The sequence below is a fragment of the Marihabitans asiaticum genome, assembly GCF_007828725.1.
Taxonomy (GTDB): domain Bacteria; phylum Actinomycetota; class Actinomycetes; order Actinomycetales; family Dermatophilaceae; genus Marihabitans; species Marihabitans asiaticum.
Map to the genome: position 1 here is coordinate 157,651 of NZ_VIUW01000004.1, position 24,760 is coordinate 182,410.

Here is a 24,760-nt window from a genome sequence, read left to right on the forward strand (position 1 = left end):
AGGTCAGGTCGTCGGGACGGCAGCGGTCCGGACATCGGTGGCGTGGGGGGCCTCGACGTGGCCGGCCAGCTCGGGGGTGCTGCGGTGCATCATCCGCACGACGGTCCAGTGCATCCAGACCGCGCAGATCACGGTGAGGAGGAAGAGGACGAAGAAGGTGCTCGAGGGGAACCCGCTCCAGGCCTTGGTGTAGGCGAAGAGCGGCGGGAGGAAGAAGCCCCCCAGGCCTCCGAGCATCCCGACCAGCCCGCCGACCGAGCCGACGTTGTCCGGGAAGTACTCGGGGATGTGCTTGTAGACGGCAGCCTTGCCGACCCCCATCGCGCAGCCGAGGAGGAAGACGAGGATGGTGAAGGGGACGAGGCCGATCGCGTAGCCGAGGTGCTCGGTCGTCCGTCCGTCGGCGTGGTCGATGACGAGGTGGCCGTTGGGCATCATGAGGATGCCGGTGGTCAGGAGCATCACCGCGAAGGTGCCGTACATGACCTTCCGCGCGCCGAAGCGGTCCGAGAGCCCGCCTCCGACGGGCCGCAGCAGCGAGGCCGGGAAGATGTAGAGGGCGGTGAGCAGGGCCGCGCTCTGCAGCGAGATGTCGAAGTTGTCCATGTAGTACGTGGGTAGCCACGCGGCCAGGGCCACGTACGCGCCGAAGAAGGCGACGTAGTAGAGGCTGAAGCGCCACACCCGGACCTGCTTCAGCGGCACAAGCTGCTCGGCGAGGGGCCGACCCTGACCGGCCATCCGGTCCTGGCTCGGCGTGCCGAACCACAGCACGGCGGCCATGATCACGAGCAGGACGGCGTAGACGACGGGGATGAGGCGCCACCCACCCTCGACGATGCCGAGGTAGGTCGCCCCGGCGGTGCCCGCGATGATCGGCGGGCCGATGAACTTCGTGACCGACGCACCGACGTTGCCGGCCCCGAAGAGGCCGAGGGCGAAGCCCTGGCGCTCACGCGGGGTCCACGTCGAGTTCCACGCGATGCCGGAGGTGAAGGAGTTGCCGGCGAAGCCGACGAAGAAGGCGAGGACCAGCAGCATCGCGTAGCTGTTCGCGAAGGAGACGAGGAAGGCCGGGACGGCGGTGCCGAGCAGGAGGAAGGTCATCACCTTCCGCCCCCCGACCCGGTCGGTCATGATCCCGACCGGCAGTCGCCACATCGACCCGTTGAGCACGGCGAGCGCGATGATCCAGCTGAGCTGGACCTCGCTCAGACCGAACTCCTTGCTGATCGGCTTGCCGAGGATGCCGAACATCAGCCAGACGGCGAACATCAAGGTGAAGGCGATGGTGGAGAGCCACAGGACCCGCTGCGCGCCGCTCCCCTCGTCACGCCCGGCCACTGCGAAACTCTCCTTTTTATTCATCACAATTCGGGAGAGTACACAGTCACGACCCCCTCCACAAAGTCGGCATGCCCCTGCGGGACGCGTGGGTGAACACCAGACCAATCCGCTGCAAAATCGGCGGATTACGCAACGGATCCGTTGCCGAAATCGCCGACCGGCACGCCGCGTCGCTCCCTTCGCGCTATTCCTTTTTATCTGGCACACTCGTTCCCTGTGAGCGATTCGGAGGACGTCGGCCTGCTGCGCTCCGCCGTGCGCCGGGACCTCCTGGACACCCTGGCCAACCTGCCCGCCGACCGGCGCGACCGGGGGCTCTCGGCCACCGAGCTCGGCGAAGCCGTCGGCCTGCACGCCTCGACCGTCCGGTTCCACCTCGACCAGCTCGTCGCGGCCGGCCTGGCCACATCCCACTTCGAGCGCTCCGCGGGCGTGGGCCGGCCGAGCAAGCACTACGTCGCGACGAGCGGCAGCCTCGACGCCTCGCAGCAGGCCGAGTCCTTCGGGGTGCTCGCCTCGCTCCTGGCCGAGATGTTCGCCTGCACCCACGACGACGGCTCGCCGCTGACCCCCGAGGAGGCCGGCTTCGCCTGGGCGCAGCGCCACGCCACAGAGTGGGGTGGCGACCTCGTCGACGCCGGGACCGCCCGGAGCGCCGGCGCCTGGTTGAGCAAGGTCGGCGTCATGGTCGACCTCCTCCGCGACTGGGGCTACACCCCCAACCTGCGCACCGAGGACTCCGGGCGCACCGTCGAGGTCGACCTCGTCGACTGCCCCTTCCTAGCCCTGGCCAAGGACAACCCGCAGGTCGTCTGCGGGGTGCACCGCGGGCTGATCCGCGGCGCCCTCTCCACCCTCGGCGAGGGCGAGACCGAGACCTCGCTGACCCCCTTCGTCGAACCCAACCGCTGCCTGGCGCACATCACCACGAGGGCGGACTTCGCCCCCCGAGGAGGAACCCGATGACCGCGACGTCCGACCAGACCTCGCCGCTGCCCGAGTCCGCCGGGATGGACTCCCCCCTGTCGGCGGCCCTGGTGGGTACCCGCCGCTTCTTCACCAAGGCCGGGATCTCCCCCGACCAGCGCTCGATGTACCTCGAGGGCGGCCGCAGCGGCGACTCCTTCTACCGGGACCGCTGGAGCCACGACAAGGTGGTGCGCTCCACCCACGGGGTGAACTGCACCGGCTCGTGCTCGTGGAAGGTCTACGTCAAGGACGGGATCATCACCTGGGAGGCCCAGCAGACCGACTACCCGAGCACCGGCGCCGACCGGCCGGAGTACGAGCCGCGCGGCTGCCCCCGCGGCGCCGCCTTCTCCTGGTACACCTACTCCCCCACCCGGGTGCGCTACCCGTACGTGCGTGGCGTGCTGCTCGAGATGTTCCGCCGGGCCAAGGAGACGCACGGCGACCCGGTCGTCGCCTGGGGCTCGATCGTCCAGGACGAGGAGCAGGTCCGCACCTACAAGAGCGCCCGCGGCAAGGGCGGCCTCGTCCGCTCGACGTGGGAGGAGGTGACCGAGATGGTCGCCGCCGCCTACGTGTACACGGTCAAGCGCTGGGGGCCGGACCGGATCGCCGGCTTCTCCCCGATCCCCGCGATGTCGCCGGTCAGCTATGCCTCCGGTGCCCGCTTCCACGAGCTCATCGGCGCCCCGATGCTCTCCTTCTACGACTGGTACGCCGACCTGCCGCCGGCCAGCCCGCAGATGTTCGGCGACCAGACCGACGTCCCCGAGTCCGGCGACTGGTGGGACGCCGCCTACCTCATCATGTGGGGCAGCAACGTCCCGCTGACCCGCACCCCCGACGCGCACTGGATGACCGAGGCGCGTTACCGCGGGCAGAAGGTCATCGCCGTCGCCCCCGACTACGCCGAGAACGTCAAGTTCGCCGACGAGTGGGTGGCCTCGGCGCCCGGCACCGACGGCGCCCTGGCGATGGGGATGGGCCACGTCATCCTGCGCGAGTTCTTCGCCGATGCCCAGCACGACTTCTTCACCCGGTACAACCAGCGCTACACCGACCTGCCCTACCTCGTCACCCTCGACGAGGTCGACGGCGAAGGGGGCGACGCCCCGGCCTACCGTCCCGGCAAGTTCCTCGTCGCGGGCGACATCGACGGCCACCCCGAGGCGACGAGCGAGAACGCCATGTGGAAGACGGCCGTCCTGGACAGCGTCACCGGCGAGGTGGTCATCCCGAACGGCTCCATCGGGCACCGCTTCGGCGAGGAGGGCGCGGGCCGGTGGAACCTCGACCTCGGCGAGATCGAGCCGGCGCTCACCCTGTACGGCGCGCACGAGGAGTCGGTCGAGGTCGAGCTGGCCCGCTTCGACACCCCCGGCGGGGCGATGAGCACCGAGCGGCGCGGGGTGCCCGTGCGCCGGGTCGGCGGCCGGCTCGTCACCACCGTGCTCGACCTCATGCTGGCGCACTACGGCGTCGGCCGGGACGGGCTGCCCGGCCGGTGGCCGCAGGGCTACGAGGACCCCTCGGTCCCGGCGACCCCTGCATGGGCCGCCGAGATCAGCGGGGTCCCGGTCGAGCAGATCACCCGCCTGGCCCGGGAGTGGGCGCGCAACGCGCTCGACACCGGCGGCCGCGGGATGATCCTCATGGGCGCCGGGACCAACCACTGGTACCACTCCGACCAGCTGTACCGGGCGATGCTCGTCCTCACGACGATCTGCGGCACCCAGGGCCGTAACGGCGGCGGCTGGGCCCACTACGTCGGGCAGGAGAAGATCCGCCCGATCATGGGCTTCCAGCACCTCGCCTTCGCCCTGGACTGGGTCCGCCCGCCGCGGCACATGAACCAGACCGCGTACTGGTACGTCAACACCAGCCAGTACCGCTACGACACCTTCACCGCCGACGAGGCGAACGGCTCCCCCGGTGCCTTCGGGCAGCGCACGACGATGGACCTGCTCGCCCAGTCCGTCCGCCTGGGGTGGACCCCCTCCTACCCGCAGTTCGACCGCAGCTCCCTGGCCGTGGCCGACGAGGCGGTGCAGGCTGGGATGCCGGCCGGCGAGTACGTCGCCCGGTCCCTGAAGGAAGGCAGCCTCCACTTCGCCGTCGAGGACCCCGAGGCCCCCGACAACCACCCGCGCGTGCTCGCCCTGTGGCGCTCTAACCTCTTCGGCTCCTCCGCCAAGGGCAACGAGTACTTCCTCAAGCACCTCCTCGGCACGGACAACGCGGTCAAGGGCACCCAGGCCCCGCCGGAGCTGCGGCCGCAGAGCGTCGCCTGGCCGGAGGAGGCACCCGAGGGCAAGCTCGACCTGCTGGTCACCCTCGACTTCCGGATGACCAGCTCGACGCTGCTCTCCGACGTCGTCCTGCCGGCGGCCACCTGGTACGAGAAGCACGACCTGAGCACGACCGACATGCACCCCTTCGTGCACTCCTTCAACCCCGCCATCGCCCCGCCGTGGCAGTCCAAGAGCGACTGGGAGACCTGGAAGGTCATCGCCAAGCGCTTCTCCGAGCTCGCCGCCGACCACCTCGGTACCCGCACCGACGTCGTCGCCAAGCCGCTGTGGCACGACACCCCCGAGGCGATGGCCACGGTGCACGGCCGGGTCCTGGACTGGGCGGAGGGGGAGGTCGAGCCGGTTCCCGGCAAGACCCTCCCGGTGCTCGCAGCGGTCGAGCGGGACTACCCGGCGGTGTATCAGAAGATGACCGCGATCGGCCCGCTCATGGCCAAGGCCGGGATGCTCACCAAGGGCGTGAAGTACGAGGTCGGCCGCGAGGTCGAGATCCTCGGCCGGCGCAACGGCATCGTCCGCGGCGGGGTCGCCGACGGCCAGCCCAAGCTCGAGACCGACATCCAGGTCGCCGACGCGATGCTGCACTTCTCCGGGGTGAGCAACGGGCACCTGGCCACCCAGGGCTTCCGCTTCCTCGAGCAGCGCACCGGCACCGAGCTGCACGACCTCTCGGCCGAGCACGAGGGCAAGCAGATCACCTTCGCCGACACCCAGGCCGCGCCGGTGCCCGTCATCACCTCCCCCGAGTGGTCCGGCAGCGAGTCCGGGGGGCGGCGCTACTCCCCCTTCACGATCAACATCGAGCGGCTCAAGCCCTTCCACACCCTCACCGGGCGCCAGCAGTTCTACCTCGACCACGACTGGATGACCGACATGGGCGAGGGGCTGCCGACCTACCGACCACCGCTGGACATGAGCCGGCTCTCCGGGGAGACCCCCCTCGGTGAGCAGACCGAGAGCGAAGGGAGGTCCGTCGCCCTCTCGGTGCGGTACCTCACCCCGCACAACAAGTGGTCGATCCACAGCGAGTACCAGGACAACCTCTTCATGCTCAGCCTGAGCCGGGGCGGGCAGACGATCTGGATGTCCGACGTCGACGCCGAGAAGATCGGGGTGAAGGACAACGACTGGGTCGAGGCGGTCAACCGCAACGGCGTCGTCGCCTGCCGCGCCGTGGTGAGCCACCGGATGCCCGAGGGCACGGTCTACATGCACCACGCGCAGGACCGGCTCATCGACACCCCGCTCACCGAGACCGACAAGCTGCGCGGCGGGATCCACAACAGTCTCACCCGGATCATGCTCAAGCCAAGCCACATCATCGGCGGCTATGCCCAGCTGTCCTACTTCTTCAACTACATCGGCCCGACGGGCAACAACCGGGACGAAGTGACGATGATCCGCCGCCGCACCAACCAGGAGGTCACGTACTGATGCGCGTCATGGCTCAGATGGCGATGGTGATGAACCTCGACAAGTGCATCGGGTGCCACACCTGCTCGGTCACCTGCAAGCAGGCCTGGACCAACCGGGCCGGCACGGAGTACGTCTGGTTCAACAACGTCGAGACCCGCCCTGGCCTGGGGTACCCGAGGCGCTACGAGGACCAGGAGGAGTGGAAGGGCGGCTGGGTCCGCGGCAAGGACGGGCGGCTGAAGCTGCGCGCCGGCGGGCGGCTGAACAAGCTGCTCAACATCTTCTCCAACCCGAAGATGCCGAGCATCCAGGACTACTACGAGCCGTGGACCTACGACTACGAGACCCTGCTGAACGCCCCGGCGCAGAAGACCTTCCCGGTCGCCAAGCCCTACTCGCTCATCTCGGGCAAGCAGATGAACGTCTCCTGGTCGGCCAACTGGGACGACGACCTCGGCGGGTCGATGGAGCACGCCATCAAGGACCCGATGCTCAAGGGCATCGAGGACAAGGTGAAGTTCGAGTTCGACCAGACCTTCATGTTCTACCTGCCGCGGATCTGCGAGCACTGCCTCAACCCCAGCTGCGCGGCGTCCTGCCCCTCCGGCGCGATCTACAAGCGCACCGAGGACGGCATCGTCCTGGTCGACCAGGACCGCTGCCGGGGCTGGCGCATGTGCATCACCGGCTGCCCGTACAAGAAGGTCTACTTCAACCACAAGACCGGCAAGGCCGAGAAGTGCACCTTCTGCTACCCGAGGGTCGAGGTCGGCATCCCCACCGTGTGCGCCGAGACCTGCGTAGGGCGGCTGCGCTACATCGGGATCATGCTCTACGACGCCGACCGGGTCCTCGACGCGGCGTCGGTCGAGGACGACCACGACCTGTACCAGGCTCAGCGCTCGGTCTTCCTCGACCCCTTCGACCCCGAGGTCCAGCGTGAGGCCGAGCGGGCCGGCATCCCCGGTGACTGGATCGAGGCGGCGAAGGCTTCGCCGGTGCGCCGGCTGATCATGGACTACCAGGTGGCGCTGCCGCTGCACCCGGAGTACCGCACGATGCCGATGGTCTGGTACATCCCGCCGCTCTCCCCGGTCGTCGACGTCATCTCCGGCACCGGCTACGACGGCGAGGACGCCGACAACCTCTTCGCGGCGATCGACACCCTGCGCATCCCCGTGGAGTACCTCGCCAACCTCTTCACCGCCGGTGACGTCCGGCCCGTCGACGAGGTGCTCAAGAAGCTCGCCGCGATGCGCTCTTACATGCGCGACATCAACCTCGGGCGCGACCCGCGCGGTGAGATCCCGGCAGCGGTCGGCATGGAGGAGGAGGAGATGTACGAGATGTTCCGCCTCCTCGCCCTGGCGAAGTACGACGAGCGTTACGTCATCCCCACCGCCCACGGCGAGCAGGCGCACGCCCTGGAGGAGATCGCCACCGACTGCGCGGTGTCCGGCTACGAGGACCTCGAGTCGGGGCCGTTCGGTGAGGGCTCTGGTCGCGCGGCGATGACGCCGGTGGCTGCGGAGAACTTCCAGATGCTCCAGGAGCGGCAGACCTCCGACCAGCTCGTCGGCGGGGGCGGCAAGTCCGGCCGGGTCAACCTGCTCAACTGGGACGGCAAGGGCACCCCCGACGGCCTCTTCCCGGCCGGCTCGGGCGGGGAGTCTCGCGGCGGTGAGCGCTCGTGATGCCGTGGCGCCGGCACCGGCGCACCGCACCGGGGCTGGACCCGGCGGCCCAGGCCGACGCGTGGCAGATGATCTCCCTCCTCCTGGACTACCCGGACGAGCGGCTCGTCGCGCTGGCGCCCGTGCTCCGGGAGAGCGCGAAGGGGGTGCCCTCACCGGTCGGTGAGCCGCTCACCACCTTCGTCGACCACCTCGAGCGCACCCCGCTGGCGCAGCTGCAGAGCGAGTACGTCGACACCTTCGACGTGACCCGCCGCTGCGCGCTGCACCTCACGTACTTCCTGCACGGCGACACCCGCAAGCGGGGCGCCGCGCTCGTGCAGCTCAAGCAGGCCTACCGCCGCGCCGGGGTCGAGCTCGCCGACGAGGGAGCCGAGCTGCCCGACCACCTGTGCGTGCTCCTGGAGTTCGGCGCGAGCGCCGACCCGCAGGCGGCGTGGAAGCTGCTCAACGACCACCGGGTCGGCATCGAGCTGCTGCACACCGCGCTCAAGGGGCGAGGAGAGCACGGCTCGCCGTGGCTGCCGGTGGTGCAGGCGCTACGAGCCACCCTGCCCGCCCTCCAGGGCGACGACGAGGAGGCCCTGGCCCGGCTCGTCGCCGAGGGGCCGCCGCAGGAGGAGGTCGGCATCGACACCTCTCCCTACGCCCTCGACCCCGCCTTCGACGAGCAGCTGGCCGCGCCGATGGCCGGCGCGTCCTGCGACAGCTCGGGGGCACCCCTTCGCCGTACCGCTGATCTCGGCACCACCATCACCGTAGGAGCCCCGCGTTGAGCACCTTCCTCTGGGTCATCGTCCCGTACCTCACCCTGGCGATCTTCGTCGTCGGCCACTTCTGGCGGTACCAGTACGACAAGTTCGGGTGGACCACCCGCTCCTCCCAGCTGTACGAGGACAAGCTGCTGCGCATCGGCAGCCCGCTCTTCCACTTCGGCATGCTCGGCGTCGTCATGGGGCACGTCATCGGCCTGGTCATCCCCAAGGTCGCGACCGACGCCCTGGGGATCAGCGCCGAGACCTACCACTTCATCGCCCTTGCCGGCGGCATCCCGGCCGGCCTGGCGACCCTGGCCGGGCTGGCGATCCTCGTCTACAGGCGCCGCACGACCGGGCCGGTCTTCAGCGCGACGACCGCGAACGACAAGGTGATGTACCTCCTCCTCGCCGTCGTCATCATCCTCGGGGTGTGGAACACCATCGCCGGGTCGCTGCTCAACCTCGGCGGCCACTACGACTACCGCGAGGGCGTCTCGCCGTGGTGGCGCGGCATCTTCACCTTCCGCCCGGACGCCGACCTCATGGCGGATGCCCCGATCGGCTTCAAGCTGCACGCGCTCGTCGCCATGGCCCTCTTCGCGATGTGGCCCTTCACCCGGCTGGTGCATGTCTTCAGCGCTCCCCTGGGCTACCTCACCCGTCCGTACCTCGTGTACCGCTCGCGCGACGCCCGCAGCGGGCAGGGCACGGGAACCCGTGCGCCGCAGCGGGGCTGGGACAAGCCAGAGCTCACCCGCAAGCGCTGAGGTGCCCCTACCCGATCGACCGGTCGCCGCGCCACGGCGTACCGTCGGTGCCATGTCGCTGCCCGCCCTCGTCGAGCCCGGACCCGAGCTCACGCCCGAGCAGGTCACCCGCTACGCCCGGCACCTCCTCCTGCCCACCGTCGGCCGCGAGGGCCAGCGCCGCCTCCTCGGCGCGCGGGTCGCCGTCGTCGGCGCCGGCGGGCTGGGGTCGCCCGCGCTGATGTACCTCGCCGCCGCCGGCGTGGGGCGGCTGACGATCATCGACGACGACGCCGTCGACGCGACCAACCTGCAGCGCCAGGTGATCCACGACGCGATGTCGGTCGGCCTGTCCAAGGTCGAGAGCGCCGTCGACCGGGTCGGCGGGCTCAACGCCGACTGCGACGTGCGCGGGCGCGAGGTCCACCTCGACCCCGACAACGCCGTCGACGTGCTGCGCGACCACGACATCGTGCTCGACGGCAGCGACAACTTCGAGACCCGCTACGCCGTCGACGCGGCGTGCCACGAGCTCGGGGTGCCGCTGGTCTGGGCGGCGGTCTATCGCACCGCGGCCCACCTCACGACCTTCTGGACCGCCGCCCCCGGCGGGCAGGGGGTCGGGCTGCGCGACCTCTTCCCCCGGCCGCCGGCACCCGGGAGCGTCCCGGCCTGCGGCGACTCCGGGGTGATGGGCGCGCTCGTCGGCCAGGTCGGGTCGATGATGGCCGGAGAGGCGATCAAGCTCATCACCGGAGCCGGCTGCCCCCTCCTCGGCCGGGTGCTCTACATCGACTCACTCACCACCACCCAGCGCGAGATCCCGCTCGCGGCCTCCGACCGCTACCTCGGCGCGCAGCCGCCGGCGAGCGCCGACCTCCCCACGTGCGCCACCGTGAGCGCCGACCAGCTCGCCGCCGACCTGCAAGGGGGCTCTCCCCCCTTCGTCCTCGACGTGCGCGAGGCGGCCGAGCGTGACTTCGGGGTGATCCCCGGCTCGGTGCACCTGCCGCTGGCGGTGCTCACCGACGGCGATCCCGACGAGCTGCGCATCCCCCGCGACCGGCCCACGGTGCTCGTGTGCAAGACCGGGCCGCGCGCCTACCTCGCCGCCGGGGCGCTGCAGGCGCAGGGTTATCAGCGGCTGAGCGTCCTCGACGGCGGGATGACTGCGTGGGCCGAGCAGATCGACCCCTCGCTGCCCCGGTACTGACGAGCCCGCCATGCCCGATCCCCGTGAGCTTCTGACCCTCGAGCAGTACCGCGACGAGGTGCGCTCGCTGCTCCCCGGACCGACCGCGGGCGAGACGGTCCCGCTCGAGCCGGACCTGCCCGCCCTGCTCGGGCGGGTCCTCGCCGAGGACGTCCGCGCCCGAGGACCGGTCCCCGCCTTCGCCAACTCGGCGATGGACGGCTACGCGGTGCGCTGGGCCGATCTCGCCGGTCTGCCGGCGCGGCTGCGGGTGGTCGGTGAGGTCCCGGCCGGGTCGCCGGCCGACCCGGCGATCGGGCCGGGCGAGTGCGTGCGGATCATGACCGGCGCGCCGGTGCCGACGGCGGCCGACACGGTCGTCCCCGTCGAGCTGACCGACGAAGGGGTGGACGTCGTGACGATCGGATCGGCGCCCGATCGCGGAACCGGCGCGCACGTCCGCGCGGCGGGCGAGGACGTGGCGGCCGGTGACGTCGTCGCGCCGGCCGGGACGACGCTCACCGCGGCGGTGCTGGGCGCGGTCGCCGCCGCCGGGCACGCCGAGGTCGTCGTGCGGGCCCGCCCCGTGGTCGCGATTGCCTCGACCGGCGACGAGCTCGTCGCCCCTGGTGGCGACCTCGGTCGGGGCCAGATCTTCGAGTCCAACGGCACTCAGCTCGCGGCGCGGGCGATGCAGCTCGGGTGCGTGGCGCGGCGGGGTCCGGTCGTGCGCGACGACGGCGAAGCCTTCGTCACCGCGCTCGACGCGCTCGCCGACGGCAGCGATCTCGTCGTCCTCACCGGCGGGGTCTCCGTCGGGGCCTACGACATCGCGCGGGAGGTGCTCTCCGAGCGAGCCGGTGGGACCTTCCGGCACGTTCGGATGCAGCCGGGCAAGCCGCAGGGCTGGGCCCGTTGGCGAGGCACACCGGTGCTCGCGCTGCCGGGCAACCCGGTGAGCGCGGCGATCTCCTTCGAGGTCTTCGGCCGAGCCATGATCGACGCGCTGCTAGCCCGTTCTCCCGAGAGGCCCTGGCGCGCGGTGGCCGGCACGTCGTGGCGCTCCCCCGGCGGTCGGCGCCAGCTCGTGCCCGTCGCGCTCGACACCGACGACCAGGGACGGCTCGTCGCCACCCCGACCCACCGACGCGGCTCGGCGTCGCACATGGTCACCTCGCTCGCCGGCGCGGACGGCCTGGCCGAGGTTCCGGAGGACGCCACGGAGGTCAGCGCCGGAGACCTGCTGACGATCAGGAGAGTGCGATGACCCACCCGCTGACCCACCTCGACCAGGCCGGGCACGCCCGGATGGTCGACGTGACCGAGAAGCAGCCCACCGTCCGCGCGGCGACCGCCGCGGGCCGCGTGCGCTGCTCCGCCGAGGTCGTCGCCCTGCTGCGTAACGAGGCCGTGCCGAAGGGGGACGTGCTCGCCGTCGCCCGGGTCGCCGGGATCCAGGCGGCGAAGAAGACCCCCGAGCTGCTGCCGCTGGCGCACACCATCGGCGTGCACGGCGCCGTGGTCGACCTCGAGGTCGTCGACAGCGGCGTCGAGATCACCGCGACCGTGCGCACCGCGGACCGGACGGGTGTCGAGATGGAGGCGCTGACGAGCGTGTCGGTCGCCGCGCTGGCGGTCATCGACATGGTCAAGGGCATCGACCGCGGCGCGCACATCGACGACATCCGGCTGCTGCGCAAGGAGGGCGGCCGGTCCGGCACCTGGACCAGGGACGAGAGGGAGGGCTAAGCGATGGTCACCGTGGAGTATGACCTCGTCGTCGTCGCCGGAGGGACCGGCCAGCGACTCGGCGGCACGATCAAGGCCGACCTGCAGATCGGCGGTGAGCGGCTGCTCGAGCGCACCCTCACCGCAGCCAGTGGGGCATCGACCCGGGTGGTCGTGGGCGGGGACCAGGTCGCCGTCCCCGACGGCGTCCTCCGCACGCTCGAGGACCCGCCTGCCGGTGGCCCGGCCGCCGGAACCGCGGCGGGCCTGGCAGCGATCGACGCTCCCGCGCCGTGGACCCTGCTGCTCGCGGGTGACCTCGCCGACCCTGCGGCCGGCGTCGCCGCTCTGCTCCGAGCGGCAGCAGAGGCGGACTCGCCGGGGGCACCCGGGGTGGACGAAGGCGTCGACGGCCTGTGCCTCGCCGGGGAGGCCGACCACCCGCAGTGGCTCTTCGGCATCCACCGCACGGCAGCGCTGCGCGAGGCAGTGCAGGCCCTCGGCACCGCCCGGGACCGGTCGATGAAGGCGATGCTCTCCCCCCTTCGCCTGCGGACCGTCGCCGTGGACCCCGACACCATCGCCGACATCGACACCCCGGCCGACGCCCAACGCTGGGGCGCCGCCCCGACGGGCGGCCGCGAGCCTCGGCTCACCGACGACGAGGCCACCCAGGCACGGTGGCGGGCCTGGGTCGAGCAGGCCGCGGCCGTCGTCGGGACCCGTCCCTCGGACGTCGACATCGAGTCGATCCACCGGTTGACCAAGCAGATCGCCCACGGCTACGACCGCCCGCTCGCCCCCGTCGGCGCCTACATCGTCGGTCAGGCCGTTGGCGCGGCGCGCGCTCGCGGCGAGGTACCCGACGTCGTCGAGCTGAGCCGGGCGGTGGCCGGGACGATCAGGTCCGCGCCACCGAAGGCCGCGGACGAGGCGCAACGATGAGCGGGGAGGTCACGGTGCGCTGGTTCGGCGGTGCGGCCGAGGCCGCCGGCGCCGAGGAGGAGGCCTACCCGGCCGGGACGCTGGCCGCCGTGCTCGACGCGGCGGTGACCCGCCACGGTGACCCGGTCGCGCGGGTGCTGCCGCAGTGCTCGGTGCTCGTCGATGGGCGGAATGTCACCGGCGAGCCGGTCGAGGTCTCCGCCGGCTCAGTGGTCGACGTGCTTCCCCCCTTCGCCGGGGGGTGATCTCTGTGTGCCGGTGCGGCGCCGGTCAAAGCGGCCACATAGGCATGTGTCGGCGCAGGTTCAGCCACCGGGGCTGAGCTGCCGCGGGCCCAGCGCTCCGAGCTGCTGCAGACCAGCTGCGGTGTCGACGATCTCCCACATCTCGACAATGCGGCCCTCCTCCAGTCGGACGAAGAGCGCCTGATCCACCGTGACCCGCGCACCGGTCGGGGGCACGCCGAGGAATGTCCCGGTGTGCAGCCCCGATACCTCGACCCGCACCGCAACCGTGTCGCCGCGCGTCACCATCTCCATAACTCGGTGAGACAGCTGACTCAGCCCGCCCCTGGCCGCCCTCCAGGTCGCAATCGTCGCCTCTCGTCCGGCGATGGTCACCCGCCCTGGCGCGTGCGTGACGACGTCCTTCGCGACCAGCTCGGCGAGGGTGCACTCGGCGCCCGCGTCCCCAGCGGTTAGGTAGGACCGGACGACTGTTTCGGCATCCATCGCGGCTCCCGTTCTCGGCCTGTCCGAGTCTGCACCGTGTCCCTCTCCTGCGGCCAGTCCCGGTCCGTGAGCGGTCAGCCGCCGATCGCGCTCATCGGGCGGGGCGGCTGGAGGAAGCCCGGCTCGTCGATACCGTGCCCGGGCCGCTTGCCGGCGAGGCAGGAGTGGATGAGCGCGGTGATCTCCTCCTCCGACGACCCGTCGCGAAGGGGGGTGCGCAGGTCGGTCTCGTCGCGGGCGAAGAGGCACGAGCGCAGCTGGCCGTCGGCGGTCAGGCGCAGCCGGTCGCACGCCCCGCAGAACGGCATGGTCACCGAGGCGATCACCCCGACGGTGGCCGGACCGCCGTCGACGAGGAAGCGCTCGGCCGGGGCCGCGCCGCGACCGGGGACCTCGGTCAGCTCGAAGGCCTCGCCGAGCCAGGCGAGGATCTCGGCACCGGTGATCATCTCGCTGCGCTGCCAGACGTGCCCGCCGTCGAGCGGCATCTGCTCGATGAAGCGCAGCTCGTAGCCCCGCTCGATCGCCCACCGAGTCAGGTCGACCGCCTCGTCGTCGTTGACGCCGCGCAGCAGGACGGTGTTGAGCTTGATCGGCTCGAAGCCGGCCGCCTCGGCCGCCGCGATGCCGGTCATCGTGTCCTCGAAGCGGTCCCGACGGCTCATCGCGGCGAAGCGCTCGGATCGCAGGGTGTCCAGGCTGATGTTCACCCGGGTCAGGCCGGCGTCCTTCAGCGGCTGGGCGAGCCGCGGCAGGCGCAGCGCATTGGTCGTCATCGACACCTCGACCGGTCCGCTCTCGCCGGTCATCGAGGCGATACCGCGCACGACGTCGACGATGTCGGGTCGCAGCAGCGGCTCGCCGCCGGTGAGCCGCACCTCGGTGATGCCGGCGCTCACGGCCACGTCGACGATGCGCAGCAGCTCGTCGGTCGTGAGCAGCTCGGGAGTCGGCGTCCACGGCACGCCGTCGGCCGGCATGCAGTAGGTGCACCGCAGGTTGCAGCGGTCGGTGAGGGAGACCCGCAGGTCGCGGTGCAGCCGGCCGTGGCCGTCCACGAGGGGGCCGCCGGTGTCCTGCGCCACATGCTGTGCGGAGACGGTCCGCACGCGAGGTATGCCGAGATCGGTGCTCATCGCCCACCATCTCCGACGGCCTGCTGGTCCAGACCGCTCCAGACGTGCGCGCCGTCGGCGGTGTGCTGCTTCTTCCAGATCGGGACCTCGTGCTTGACCGCCTCGACCACCCCGCGGCAGACCTCGAAGGCGAGCGCCCGGTGGGCGCTGCCGACGACGACGACGAGGGCGAGATCACCCACCTCGAGATGCCCGACGCGGTGCAGCGCGACCCCGTCGGTCTGGCCCGTGGGGTCGAGCGACTCCAGGGTCTGCGCGACGACGCGCTCGATGGTGCGACCGGCGTCAGGATGGGCGGAGTAGTCCAGCGAGACCACCTCGCCGCTCGCCTCCGGGTCGTGGTCGCGGACCTGGCCGACGAAGCTCGCGACCGCACCGTGAGCAGGCGAGGTCACCTGCGCCATCGCGGCGCCGAGATCGATCGCCTCGGTCGCGATCTGCGCGCGCCAGCGGCTCATCTGTGGCTCCCTGCGGTCGGTCCCGTCGCTGCCCTCGGGCAGCACCTCACACGGTACGTCAGCGCAGGTCAGTGGTCGCCACCGACCAGCTGGTCGAGCACGTGACCCGCGAGCGGCAGGACGACGTCGAGGCCCTCGGCGACGGCGCTCGGGCTGCCGGGAAGGTTGACCACGAGGGCGCCGCCGTGGTGCTCGCTCGCCCGGACCACGCCGACCACCCCTCGAGAGAGCACGGCAAAGGGGGTGTGCTCGGCTCCGGTGGACCGGAGCAGCTCGGCGACGCCGGGCAGCTCCGCGTCGATCACCGCCGAGGTCCCCTCCGGGGTCTCGTCCCGCGGACCGACCCCGGTGCCGCCGCTGGTCACGACGAGCCGGGCACCCGCGTCCAGGGCGTCCCGGATCGCCCCGGCGACGCTCGCCCGCCCGTCGGGCACGACGACGAGGTGCGGCTCGTACCCCTTCGCCTCGAGCATCTCCACCGCCCGTGGACCGGACCGGTCGTCCCGCTCCCCGGCTGCGCTGCGGTCCGAGACGGTGATGACGGCGGCTCTCATGCCCCAACCCTAGGACCCCGCCCCCAACCAGACCCGCCCCCAACCAGACCCGCCCCCAACCAGCGCAGGTCCCTAGGTTCCTCCTCAGACGCTCAGGAATATTCCTGAGCGTCTGAGGAGGAACCTAGGGACCTGCGGGTCGCGGGAGCCTGTGGGAGCTCTCAGAGGCCGAGGTCGCGGCCGATGAGCTCCTTCATGATCTCGTTCGTGCCGGCCCAGATCTTGTGGACGCGGGCGTCCTTCCAGGCGCGGGCGACGCGGTACTCGTTCATGAATCCGTAGCCGCCGTGCAGCTGGACGCACTCGTCGAGGACGGCGCACTGGACCTCGGCGGCCCACCACTTCGCCTTGGCGGCGTCGACCGCGGTGAGCTTGCCCTCGCCGTGCGCCACGACGCAGTCATCGACGTAGGCCTGGGTGACCTCGACCTTGGTGACGAGCTCGGCCATCTTGAACTTGTTGTGCTGGAAGGTCCCGACCGGCTGACCGAAGGCCTTGCGCTCCTTGGTGTACTCGATCGTCTCGCTGAGGATCTGGGCGGCGCCCGCGACGTTGGCGACGGCGTTGCCGAGGCGCTCCTGGGGCAGCTTCTGCATCATCGCGATGAAGCCCATGCCCTCGGGGCCGAGCAGGCGGTCGGCGGGCAGACGCACATTGTCGAAGAACAGCTCGGAGGTGTCGGACTCGGGCTGACCGACCTTGTCCAGCGGCTTGCCCTTGGTGAAGCCCTCGTCCTCCTTCTCCAGGACGAAGAGGGAGATGCCCTTGGCGCCCTTGCTCGGGTCGGTCCGGGCGGCGACGACCGCGAGGTCGCACTGGTATCCGTTGGTGATGAAGGTCTTGGAGCCATTGAGGATCCAGTCCCCGGAGCCGTCGTCGGCCTTGACCGCGGTGGACTTCAGCGCGGCGAGGTCGGAGCCGCCGGAGGGCTCGGTCATGCCGATCGACATGATCTTCTCGCCCGCCGCGACGGCCGGCAGCCAGCGCTCCTTCTGCTCCTGGGTGCCCAGCGTCACGAGGTAGGGCGCGGTGATGTCGGAGTGGATGCCGAAGCAGGACGCGGTCGCGGCGTTGAAGGCGGCGAGCTCCTCGGCGAGAACGGCGTTGAAGCGGTAGTCCTCGATTCCGGCGCCGCCGAACTCCTCGGGGATCCCGAGACCGAAGAAGCCCTGCTTGCCGGCCTCGAGCCAGACCTCCCGCGGGATCGAGTGCTGCTCGATCATCTCCTCGGTCCGCGGGACGAGGGTGCGCTCGACGAACTCCTTGACGGAGGCGCGGAAGGCCTCGTGGTCCTCGTCGTAGATGTTGCGGGGCATGCGTGACGTCCTCTCAATCCCGTGACACAGATGGTTGCTAAGCGCTTGCTTACCTTACTCGCGGCGGGCATGCTGATCAACGTGACCCCGCGCACCCTGCCCACCCCCAGCTCGGACTCCCCCGCCGTGATGCGCCTCTTCGACGCGGCCGCGGACGCCTTCGCCGCCAAGGGATTCCACGCGACGACGACCCGCGACATCGCCTCGCGCGCAGGACTGTCACCGGCCGGGGTGTACGTGCACTTCGCGAGCAAGGAGGACCTGCTTTTCCAGCTCTCCCGGGACGGGCACGTCGGCGCGCGCGATGCGATGGCAGCGGCGGCAGGCGATGCGGACTCCCCGACCGAGGCGTTGCGTCAGATGATCGGCCGCTTCGCCCGGTGGCACGCCGAGGAGCTCACCCTCGCCCGAATCGTGCAGTACGAGTTCCGCCACCTCACCGACGAGCACCGCCACGAGGTCCTCGACCTGCGTCGCGAGATCGATGCGGTGGTCCGGTCCGTCGTCGAGGCCGGGATGACCTCCGGCGAGTTCGACGTACGCGACTCCCACGCGACCACCCTGGCCCTGCTCTCCCTCGTCGTCGATGTCGCCCGGTGGTACCACCCGGGGGTGCGGCGCACCCCGGACGAGATCGAGGAGACCTACGGCGCCCTGGCACTGCGCCTCGTCGCCGCCCGCTGATCCCCCTTCGCGCCACCCCCTTCGCACCTCCCCCACCCTCCTTGGACGCCCCGAAAATGCTGCTGGCAGCACTTCGATCAGCCAGCAGCAGCTCGAGATCCGGCTGGCTCCCCGACATGCTGCTGGCAGCATGTCGACAGAGCCGACCTTGACCAGTTGATCGAACGCGTGTTCGACTATCGCCATGGCCACGGTAGACCTCGCGACGTTGAAGGAGCGGGTGCGCGTCATGGAGCGGGGCACGCAGACGCGCACCCGGCTGACCCGCTCCGATGCCGTCGACCTGCTCGTCCCGGGCGGGCTGCGCGCCGGTGGCACCTATGCCGTGCACGGCTCGCAGACCCTCGTCGCGGCCCTGCTTGCCGGCGGGTCCGCCGCGGGGCGCTGGTGCGGGGTGGTCGGGATGCCCGACCTGGGCCTGGAGGGCGCGGCCGGCCTCGGGCTGGACCTCACCCGCACCCTGTCGGTCCCCGCCCCCGGACCGGACTGGGCCGAGGCGACCGCAATCCTCGTCGAGGCGTTGCCGCTGGTCGCCGTGCGCCCCCCGGGGGCGGTGAGCCGGCACGACGCGGCCCGCCTCTCGGCCCGGCTGCGGGCCCGCTCCAGCGCACTCGTGCTGCACTCCCCCGACCCCGCGTCGGACCTGCGCTGGCCCAGCCTCGAGGCGAGCCTGCAGGTCCACGCCCAGGCGTGGAGCGGTATCGGCGACGGGCGAGGGCGTCTGCTCGCCCGCGCCCTCGACGTCACCGTCGCCCCTCGCAGGGGGCGATCGCGCACGGTGCGCCTGGCCCAGGATGCGACGGGGAGGGTCACCCCCTTCGCCACCGTCGCCGACGCCCTCACCCCGCTGGCGGACCTGCTCGACGCCCGTGATCTGCCGGCTACCCTCGCCGCGAGCTGACGGTGAGCGCTGTCCGCGCCGGCACGACCGGGCTCGCCGCCGCCGGCCGGCGGCTCGTGCTGTGGTGCCCGGACTGGCCGGTCCGGGCCGCGGTGTGGGGCAGCGGCACCGGCTTTCCGCTCCGCCTGAGCGATCCGCTGGCACTGGTGGCGAAGGGGGAGGTGCACGCCTGCTCCTCCGCGGCCCGCGCTCTTGGCGTGCGCCGCGGCCTGCGGCTGCGCGAGGCGCAGGCTCGCTGTCCCGAGCTGCTCACCCTCGCCCACGACGCCGAGCTCGACGAGCGGCTCTTCGCCGGGCTGCTGCCCGAGCTCGAGGATGTCGTCGCCGGCATCGAGGTGATCCGTCCTGGCACGGCCACCCTTGTCGTCGACGGGCCGGCCCGCTTCCACGGCAGCGAGCTCGCCGTCGGCACCCTGCTCTGCGAGCGGATGGTGCTCCACGGTGTCGACGACGTGCGGGCCGGGGTCGCCGACACCGTCTTCGCCGCCGAGCAGGTCGCTCGCACCACCGACCCGCAGGACTGCGGCCTGCTCGCGAGCGAGGCGACCGTGGGCTACCTCGCCCCCCTGCCGGTCGACGCGCTCGGTGAGCCGGCCCTGGCCGACATCTGGCGCCGGCTGGGGCTGCGCACCCTCGGCGATCTCACCCTCCTCGACGAGGGCGACGTCCGCTCCCGCTTCGGCGAGGCCGGCGTGCGCTGCCACCGGCGGGCCCGCGGACTCGAGGACGCGACCTTCCTCCCTCGGCGGCCGCCCGCCCCCTTCGACGTCACGGTCCGCTTCGATACCGCGCTGACCCGGGCCGAGCAGGTCTGCCTCGGCGTCGGTCGGATCGCCACCCAGCTCATCGCCGCCCTCACCGCCGAGCACCTCGTCCTCGTCGGGTTCTGGGTCGAGATCGTCACCGACGACGAGCACGTGATGCAGCGCCGGTGGGCGCACCCGCGCTGCTTCGACGCCGCTGCCCTGGTCGACCGCGTGCGCTGGACCCTCGACGCCGAGCATCCCGGGGCGCCGGTGACCGAGGTGCGGCTCGTCCCCGACGAGACCGCCTCGGTCACCGCCGTCGCCGACGGGCTGTGGGGCGATCCCGCGACCGAGCAGGTGAGCCAGGCAGCCGCCCGGCTGCAGTCGATGCTCGGGCACGACGCGGTCGGGTTGCCCTCCCTTGGTGGCGGGCGCGGACCCGCGCAGCGGCAGCGGCTCACGCCCTGGGGGGTCGCCGCGGCGCGTGAGCTCCAGGGCCCGTGGCCCGGCCACCTGCCCCAGCCGGCACCGGCGACGGTCTACCCCGAGCCGACCCCGGCCCAGCTCGTGGATCGCACGGGGACCGCGGTCACCCCGACCGAGCGCGGCGGGTTGAGCGCGTCCCCGGCCATGGTGGGTGTGAGCGCGGACAGCCGTGGTGAGCGCGAACGCCGGGCGGTGCAGCACTGGGCCGGCCCATGGGCCGCCGACGAGCGGTGGTGGAGCCAGGAGGCCCGGGCCACCGCCCGCCTGCAGGTCGTCGAGGTCGGAGGCGACGCCTGGCTCCTGCTGCACGCCGACGGGCGATGGTGGACCGAGGCCCGCTATGACTGAGCCGGCCGTCGCCGAGACGCGCACCGCCCGGGCACGCACGACTCGGTCGCGGGTGGATCGAGCGCCTACGGATCAGGCGGGCTGATGGGCTGGCACAACCCCAAGCAGAGCTGGGCCGACCTCGAGCGGACCCTCTCGGACCGGATCGCCTCCCGGCCCGGGCTGGCCGCTCGCGCCGGGCTGCCCGACGGCGGCGACGCTCCCGGCTGGTCACGCAAGCGGCAGGCCTACGTCGCTTCGCCCGGAGTCACCCGCCCCGAGGACGCCCGCCCCTACGCCGAGCTGCACGCCCACTCGCACTTCTCCTTCCTCGACGGGGCGAGCAGTCCGGGCGAGCTGGTCGAGGAGGCGGTCCGGCTCGGGCTGAGCGGCCTCGCGCTGACCGACCACGACGGCTTCTACGGGGCGCCACGTCTCGCCGAGGCCGCGGAGAGCCACGACCTCACGACGGTCTTCGGCGCCGAGCTCTCCCTCGGCCTGCCCGAGCCGCAGGGAGGGCAGGCCGACCCGGTCGGGCAGCACCTGCTCGTCCTCGCCCGGGGGCCCGAGGGCTACCACCGCATCTCCTCGGCGATCACCACCGCCCAGCTGGCCGGGGAGAAGGGCCGACCCGTCCACGACCCGACCCGTCTCGTCGACGACCTGGCCGGGCACGTCGTCGTCCTCACCGGCTGCCGCAAGGGCGCGGTGCGTACGGCGCTGGAGCGCCGACACGACGGCACGCCGACCGGACGATCCCCTGCGCCGCCCCCGGGGAGCGAGCTCTCCCCCTTCGGGCTGCTCGACCTCGACGCCGCCGAGCGGGCGCTACGCGAGCAGGTCGACCTCTTCGGCGCCGAGCACGTCCTCGTCGAGGTGAGCCACGCCGGGCTACCCGGGGACGACCACGTCGCCGATGCCCTCGCCGAGGTGGCCCGCCGGGTCGGGCAGCCGGTCGTCGCGACGACCGGGGCGCACGCCGCGACGCCGGAGCGCACCCGCCTGGCTCAGGCGATGGCCGCGGTCCGTGCCCGGCGCAGCCTCGACGACCTCGACGGCTGGATCGCCGGGGTCGGCACCCATCTGCGCTCCGGCGAGGAGATGCACCGACTCCTCGGGCACATCCCCGGGGCGGTCGAGCGCACCGTCGACGTAGCCCAGGAGTGCGGCTTCTCGCTGCGCAAGGCGACGCCGCGCCTGCCCCAGCAGCACGTCCCCGACGGGTGGACGCCGATGGAGTGGCTGCGCGAGCTCGTCCGCCGCGGGATGCCCCGCCGCTACCCGCATGCCACCGAGGCGCACCACGCGCGGATCGAGCGCGAGCTCGACGTCATCGAGGCCAAGGACTTCCCTGGCTACTTCATCATCGTCCACGACATCTGCGCCTTCGCTCGAGATGAGGGGATCCTCTACCAGGGGCGCGGGTCGGCGGCGAGCTCGGCGGTCTGCTACGCGCTGGGGATCACCGCGATCGACTCGATCTACTACGACCTGCCCTTCGAGCGCTTCCTCGCGACGACCCGCGACGACGAGCCGGACATCGACGTCGACATCGACTCCGATCGCCGCGAGGAGGTCATCCAGTGGGTCTACCGCCGCTACGGCCGGCTCAACGCGGCGCAGGTCGCCAACGTCATCACCTACCGGCCGCGCTCGGCCGTCCGTGACGTCGCGAAGGCCCTCGGGCACTCGACCGGTCAGCAGGACGCGTGGAGCAAGACGATCGACCGGTGGTCCGAGGTCGTCAACGGTCACCACGAGATCCCGGCGCCGGTGGTCGACCTCGCCGAGGAGCTCATGGGTGCACCGCGTCATCTCGGCATCCACTCCGGCGGGATGGTGCTCACCGAGCGACCCGTGAGCGAGGTCTGCCCCGTCGAGCCAGCCCGGATGGAGGGGCGCACCGTCCTGCAGTGGGATAAGGACGACTGCGCGTGGATGGGCTTGGTGAAGTTCGACCTGCTCGGCCTGGGGATGCTCGGCTGCATCCAGCACACCTTCGACCACCTGCGGGTCCATCTCGGCGAGGAGTGGAGCCTGGATGCGATCCCGAAGGAGGAGGCCGGCGTCTACGACATGCTCTGCCGGGCCGACTCGATCGGGGTCTTCCAGGTCGAGAGCCGGGCCCAGATCGGCACCCTGACCCGTCTGCTCCCCCGGTGCTTCTACGACCTCGTCGTCGAGATCGCCCTCATCCGCCCCGGCCCGATCCAGGGCGGGGCGATCCATCCCTACATCCGTCGGCGCACCGGCGAGGAGCCGATCACCTACTTGCACCCCTCCCTCGTCCCGGTGCTGGAGCGCACTCTGGGGGTCCCGCTCTTCCAGGAGCAGCTCATGCAGATGGCGGTCGCCGTCGGCGACTGCGACGCCGATCAGGCCGACCTGCTGCGCCGGGCGATGGGTTCCAAGCGCGGTCTGGAGAAGATCGGGGCGCTGCGCGAGCAGCTCTTCGCCGGGATGGCACGCAACGGGATCACCGGCGAGCTCGCCGAGGGCATCTACGCCAAGATCGAGGCATTCGCCAACTTCGGCTTCGCCGAGAGCCACGCCCTGTCCTTCGGCCTGCTCGTCTACGCGAGCAGCTGGCTCAAGCTGCACTACCCCGCGGCCTTCCTCGCCGGGCTGCTGCGCAGCCAGCCGATGGGCTTCTACTCCCCACAGACCCTCGTCGCCGACGCCCGCCGGCACGGCGTCGAGGTCGCCCACCCATGCATCACCCGTTCCGGCGTCCACGCCGACCTTGAGCCCCTCACGGGCCCTGAGGTGCGAGGGACGAGCCTCGAAGGGCACGCCCACATCCGGCCCACCGGACGACCCGAGTGCCTCAACCGCGACCAGCCGGCTGTCCCTCCCTTCGACCCCGACTCCCCCGAGCCGGGAGCGGAGCACCGCCGCGACGGCAACCTGCGCGTGCGCCTCGGCCTGGCCGGGGTCACCGGGATCGACGTGCCGACCGCGGAGCGAGTCGTCGCGTCCCGGGACGAAGGGGGACCGTTTGCCAGCCTCGTCGACCTCACCAGACGGGTCGAGCTGACGAGCGCGCAGGTCGAGGCGCTGGCGACGGCGGGGGCCTTCGACGAGCTCGGGCTGACCCGCCGCCAAGCCCTGTGGGGTGCGGGTGAGGCGGCCCGAGAGCGCCCTGGCCAGCTCGACGTCGTCACCCCGAGCGTGAGCCGCCCTGACCTGCCGGCGATGAGTCCGCGCGAGGAGACTCTTGCCGACCTGTGGTCGACCGGGGTGGCGACGGGCGATCACCCGATCGCGCACGAGCGCGACTTCCTCGCGAGCATGGGGGTGCTGCGGGCGGTCGACCTGCGCACCGCCGAGGACGGATCGCGGGTCACCGTCGCCGGGCTGGTCACCCACCGGCAGCGACCGGCGACGGCGCAGGGCGTGACCTTCATCAGCCTCGAGGACGAGACCGGGATGACCAACGTCATCTGCTCTGTCGGGGTCTTCCTGCGCTACCGCCCGCACTCGCGCAGCGCGTCGGCCTTGCTCATCCGCGGGAAGCTCGAGAAGCGTGGCGGTGCGATCAACATCCTCGCCGACCGGCTCGACCGGCTACCGGTGAGCTCGACGCTGCGCTCCCGCGACTTCCGCTAGCCACGACCGGGGGCGATGACGTCAAGTCCGAGTGTTGCCGCAGCCTCACCGAGGCGGCGGTCGTAGGTGAGGACAGCGTCAGCCCCGAGACGTAGCGCGGCCTCGAGGTGGAGGGCATCAAGCGTCCGCAGGTAAGGCATCGGCAGCAGCCCCGCGCTGCGGTAGACCGCCCGGTCGAGCGCGGCGTGGGTGAGTCCGTCGAGGAGCCGAGTCACATCGCCATGGTCCAGGTCCTCCCGGACAGCCAGGCGCCGCAGCTCGGTCTCGAGGAGGTCGCTCGACACGAGCTCTGCCTCGGTCTCGTCGAGCCAGGTGAGCAGGGTCTCGCTCTCAGGCTGGTCCACGAGCAGCGCACCCATGGCCGAGGTGTCGACGTAGACGACGCTCACACGCGGTCCGCTCGTAGCTCATCGATCGAGTCCTGCAACGACGGCCTCGTTGCGCGGGTCACGCCGAGCGAACTCCACCCACCCCGACGCCGAGCCGGGCGCGTGATGGCGAGCGCCGGCGGCGGGGCGTCGACCGGGACGATCCGTCCGACGACGACCCCGCCGTTGGTCAGGGTGAAGGACGCACCGGCACTCACCGCGCGAAGCACGCGACCGGACTCGTTGCGCAGCTCGCGCTGCGACAGAGATATCGCCTCGCCAGGCACCTCGCCGGAGCGATCGCTGTGCTCTTCAATCCCCATGGACAGGGAGTGTA

22 protein-coding genes are annotated in these 24,760 nt (G+C 71.7%); 14 read left to right on the top strand and 8 right to left on the bottom strand.

Annotated features, from left to right (window positions below; all coding sequences use genetic code 11):
* Positions 1 to 3: 3 nt before the first annotated feature.
* Positions 4 to 1,344, bottom strand: a complete 1,341-nt coding sequence (locus FB557_RS11775; protein ID WP_246074753.1) for an MFS transporter — start codon at positions 1,342 to 1,344, stop codon at positions 4 to 6.
* Positions 1,345 to 1,563: 219 nt separating this feature from the next.
* Between FB557_RS11775 and FB557_RS11780 the strand changes: the two genes are divergently transcribed.
* Genes FB557_RS11780 through FB557_RS11825 form a run of 10 tightly spaced genes read left to right on the top strand, consistent with a single transcriptional unit; the run spans position 1,564 to position 13,352 of the window.
* Entirely contained in the window at positions 1,564 to 2,313 is a 750-nt protein-coding gene (locus FB557_RS11780) for a helix-turn-helix transcriptional regulator (RefSeq protein ID WP_246074755.1), read from the top strand.
* A complete protein-coding gene (locus FB557_RS11785; RefSeq protein WP_211356570.1) occupies positions 2,310 to 6,062 on the top strand; it encodes a nitrate reductase subunit alpha in 3,753 nt (1,250 codons plus the stop codon). Before FB557_RS11780 ends, FB557_RS11785 begins: the two co-directional genes overlap by 4 nt.
* Positions 6,062 to 7,738, top strand: coding sequence for a nitrate reductase subunit beta (narH, locus tag FB557_RS11790; protein ID WP_144857817.1), 1,677 nt, complete (start codon positions 6,062 to 6,064; stop codon positions 7,736 to 7,738). Before FB557_RS11785 ends, narH begins: the two co-directional genes overlap by 1 nt.
* Entirely contained in the window at positions 7,738 to 8,514 is a 777-nt protein-coding gene (gene narJ, locus FB557_RS11795; protein ID WP_144857818.1) for a nitrate reductase molybdenum cofactor assembly chaperone, read from the top strand. Before narH ends, narJ begins: the two co-directional genes overlap by 1 nt.
* Positions 8,511 to 9,263: a respiratory nitrate reductase subunit gamma gene (narI, locus tag FB557_RS11800; protein ID WP_144857819.1), complete on the top strand. Its 753-nt coding sequence runs from the start codon at positions 8,511 to 8,513 to the stop codon at positions 9,261 to 9,263. Before narJ ends, narI begins: the two co-directional genes overlap by 4 nt.
* Before the next feature lie 52 nt (positions 9,264 to 9,315).
* A complete protein-coding gene (locus tag FB557_RS11805; RefSeq protein ID WP_144857820.1) occupies positions 9,316 to 10,455 on the top strand; it encodes a ThiF family adenylyltransferase in 1,140 nt (379 codons plus the stop codon).
* A 10-nt stretch (positions 10,456 to 10,465) separates the two neighbouring features.
* Complete coding sequence (locus FB557_RS11810) at positions 10,466 to 11,701, top strand: molybdopterin molybdotransferase MoeA (protein WP_144857821.1); 1,236 nt, start codon at positions 10,466 to 10,468, stop codon at positions 11,699 to 11,701.
* Positions 11,698 to 12,183 (top strand): cyclic pyranopterin monophosphate synthase MoaC, encoded by a 486-nt coding sequence (gene moaC, locus FB557_RS11815; protein WP_144857822.1) that lies wholly within the window; start codon positions 11,698 to 11,700, stop codon positions 12,181 to 12,183. Before FB557_RS11810 ends, moaC begins: the two co-directional genes overlap by 4 nt.
* A gap of 3 nt (positions 12,184 to 12,186) precedes the next feature.
* Entirely contained in the window at positions 12,187 to 13,107 is a 921-nt protein-coding gene (locus tag FB557_RS11820) for an NTP transferase domain-containing protein (protein WP_144857823.1), read from the top strand.
* Entirely contained in the window at positions 13,104 to 13,352 is a 249-nt protein-coding gene (locus FB557_RS11825; protein WP_144857824.1) for a MoaD/ThiS family protein, read from the top strand. Before FB557_RS11820 ends, FB557_RS11825 begins: the two co-directional genes overlap by 4 nt.
* 60 nt (positions 13,353 to 13,412) lie before the next feature.
* Here FB557_RS11825 and FB557_RS11830 read toward each other — a convergent pair whose 3' ends face one another.
* From FB557_RS11830 to FB557_RS11850, 5 genes are all read right to left on the bottom strand, one after another.
* Entirely contained in the window at positions 13,413 to 13,838 is a 426-nt protein-coding gene (locus FB557_RS11830; protein WP_144857825.1) for an ester cyclase, read from the bottom strand.
* Between the two features lie 74 nt (positions 13,839 to 13,912).
* A complete protein-coding gene (gene moaA, locus FB557_RS11835; protein WP_144857826.1) occupies positions 13,913 to 14,974 on the bottom strand; it encodes a GTP 3',8-cyclase MoaA in 1,062 nt (353 codons plus the stop codon).
* Positions 14,971 to 15,432, bottom strand: coding sequence for a molybdenum cofactor biosynthesis protein MoaE (locus FB557_RS11840; protein ID WP_144857827.1), 462 nt, complete (start codon positions 15,430 to 15,432; stop codon positions 14,971 to 14,973). The genes moaA and FB557_RS11840 overlap by 4 nt, the downstream gene beginning before the upstream one ends.
* Before the next feature lie 68 nt (positions 15,433 to 15,500).
* Positions 15,501 to 15,986, bottom strand: a complete 486-nt coding sequence (locus tag FB557_RS11845; RefSeq protein WP_144857828.1) for a MogA/MoaB family molybdenum cofactor biosynthesis protein — start codon at positions 15,984 to 15,986, stop codon at positions 15,501 to 15,503.
* 161 nt (positions 15,987 to 16,147) lie between these two features.
* Positions 16,148 to 17,302: an acyl-CoA dehydrogenase family protein gene (locus tag FB557_RS11850; protein WP_144857829.1), complete on the bottom strand. Its 1,155-nt coding sequence runs from the start codon at positions 17,300 to 17,302 to the stop codon at positions 16,148 to 16,150.
* Between the two features lie 81 nt (positions 17,303 to 17,383).
* Between FB557_RS11850 and FB557_RS11855 the strand changes: the two genes are divergently transcribed.
* The 4 genes from FB557_RS11855 (at position 17,384) to FB557_RS11870 (ending at position 24,055) form a co-directional block, all read left to right on the top strand.
* The gene (locus FB557_RS11855) at positions 17,384 to 17,986 is read left to right on the top strand and encodes a TetR/AcrR family transcriptional regulator (RefSeq protein ID WP_246074756.1); all 603 of its coding nucleotides are present in this window, start codon (positions 17,384 to 17,386) and stop codon (positions 17,984 to 17,986) included.
* A gap of 184 nt (positions 17,987 to 18,170) precedes the next feature.
* Positions 18,171 to 18,887, top strand: coding sequence for a hypothetical protein (locus FB557_RS11860; protein ID WP_144857830.1), 717 nt, complete (start codon positions 18,171 to 18,173; stop codon positions 18,885 to 18,887).
* A gap of 2 nt (positions 18,888 to 18,889) precedes the next feature.
* Positions 18,890 to 20,467 carry a DNA polymerase Y family protein gene (locus FB557_RS11865; protein ID WP_144857831.1) on the top strand — a complete coding sequence of 526 codons (1,578 nt, stop codon included), beginning with the start codon at positions 18,890 to 18,892 and terminating at the stop codon, positions 20,465 to 20,467.
* 84 nt (positions 20,468 to 20,551) lie between these two features.
* The gene (locus FB557_RS11870; protein ID WP_144857832.1) at positions 20,552 to 24,055 is read left to right on the top strand and encodes an error-prone DNA polymerase; all 3,504 of its coding nucleotides are present in this window, start codon (positions 20,552 to 20,554) and stop codon (positions 24,053 to 24,055) included.
* Here the strand turns inward: FB557_RS11870 and FB557_RS11875 are convergent.
* Together FB557_RS11875 and FB557_RS11880 are read right to left on the bottom strand one after the other, a co-directional pair.
* The gene (locus FB557_RS11875; protein ID WP_246074758.1) at positions 24,052 to 24,444 is read right to left on the bottom strand and encodes a type II toxin-antitoxin system VapC family toxin; all 393 of its coding nucleotides are present in this window, start codon (positions 24,442 to 24,444) and stop codon (positions 24,052 to 24,054) included. The genes FB557_RS11870 and FB557_RS11875 overlap by 4 nt on opposite strands.
* Positions 24,441 to 24,746: a type II toxin-antitoxin system Phd/YefM family antitoxin gene (locus FB557_RS11880; RefSeq protein WP_144857833.1), complete on the bottom strand. Its 306-nt coding sequence runs from the start codon at positions 24,744 to 24,746 to the stop codon at positions 24,441 to 24,443. Before FB557_RS11880 ends, FB557_RS11875 begins: the two co-directional genes overlap by 4 nt.
* Positions 24,747 to 24,760 lie beyond the last annotated feature (14 nt).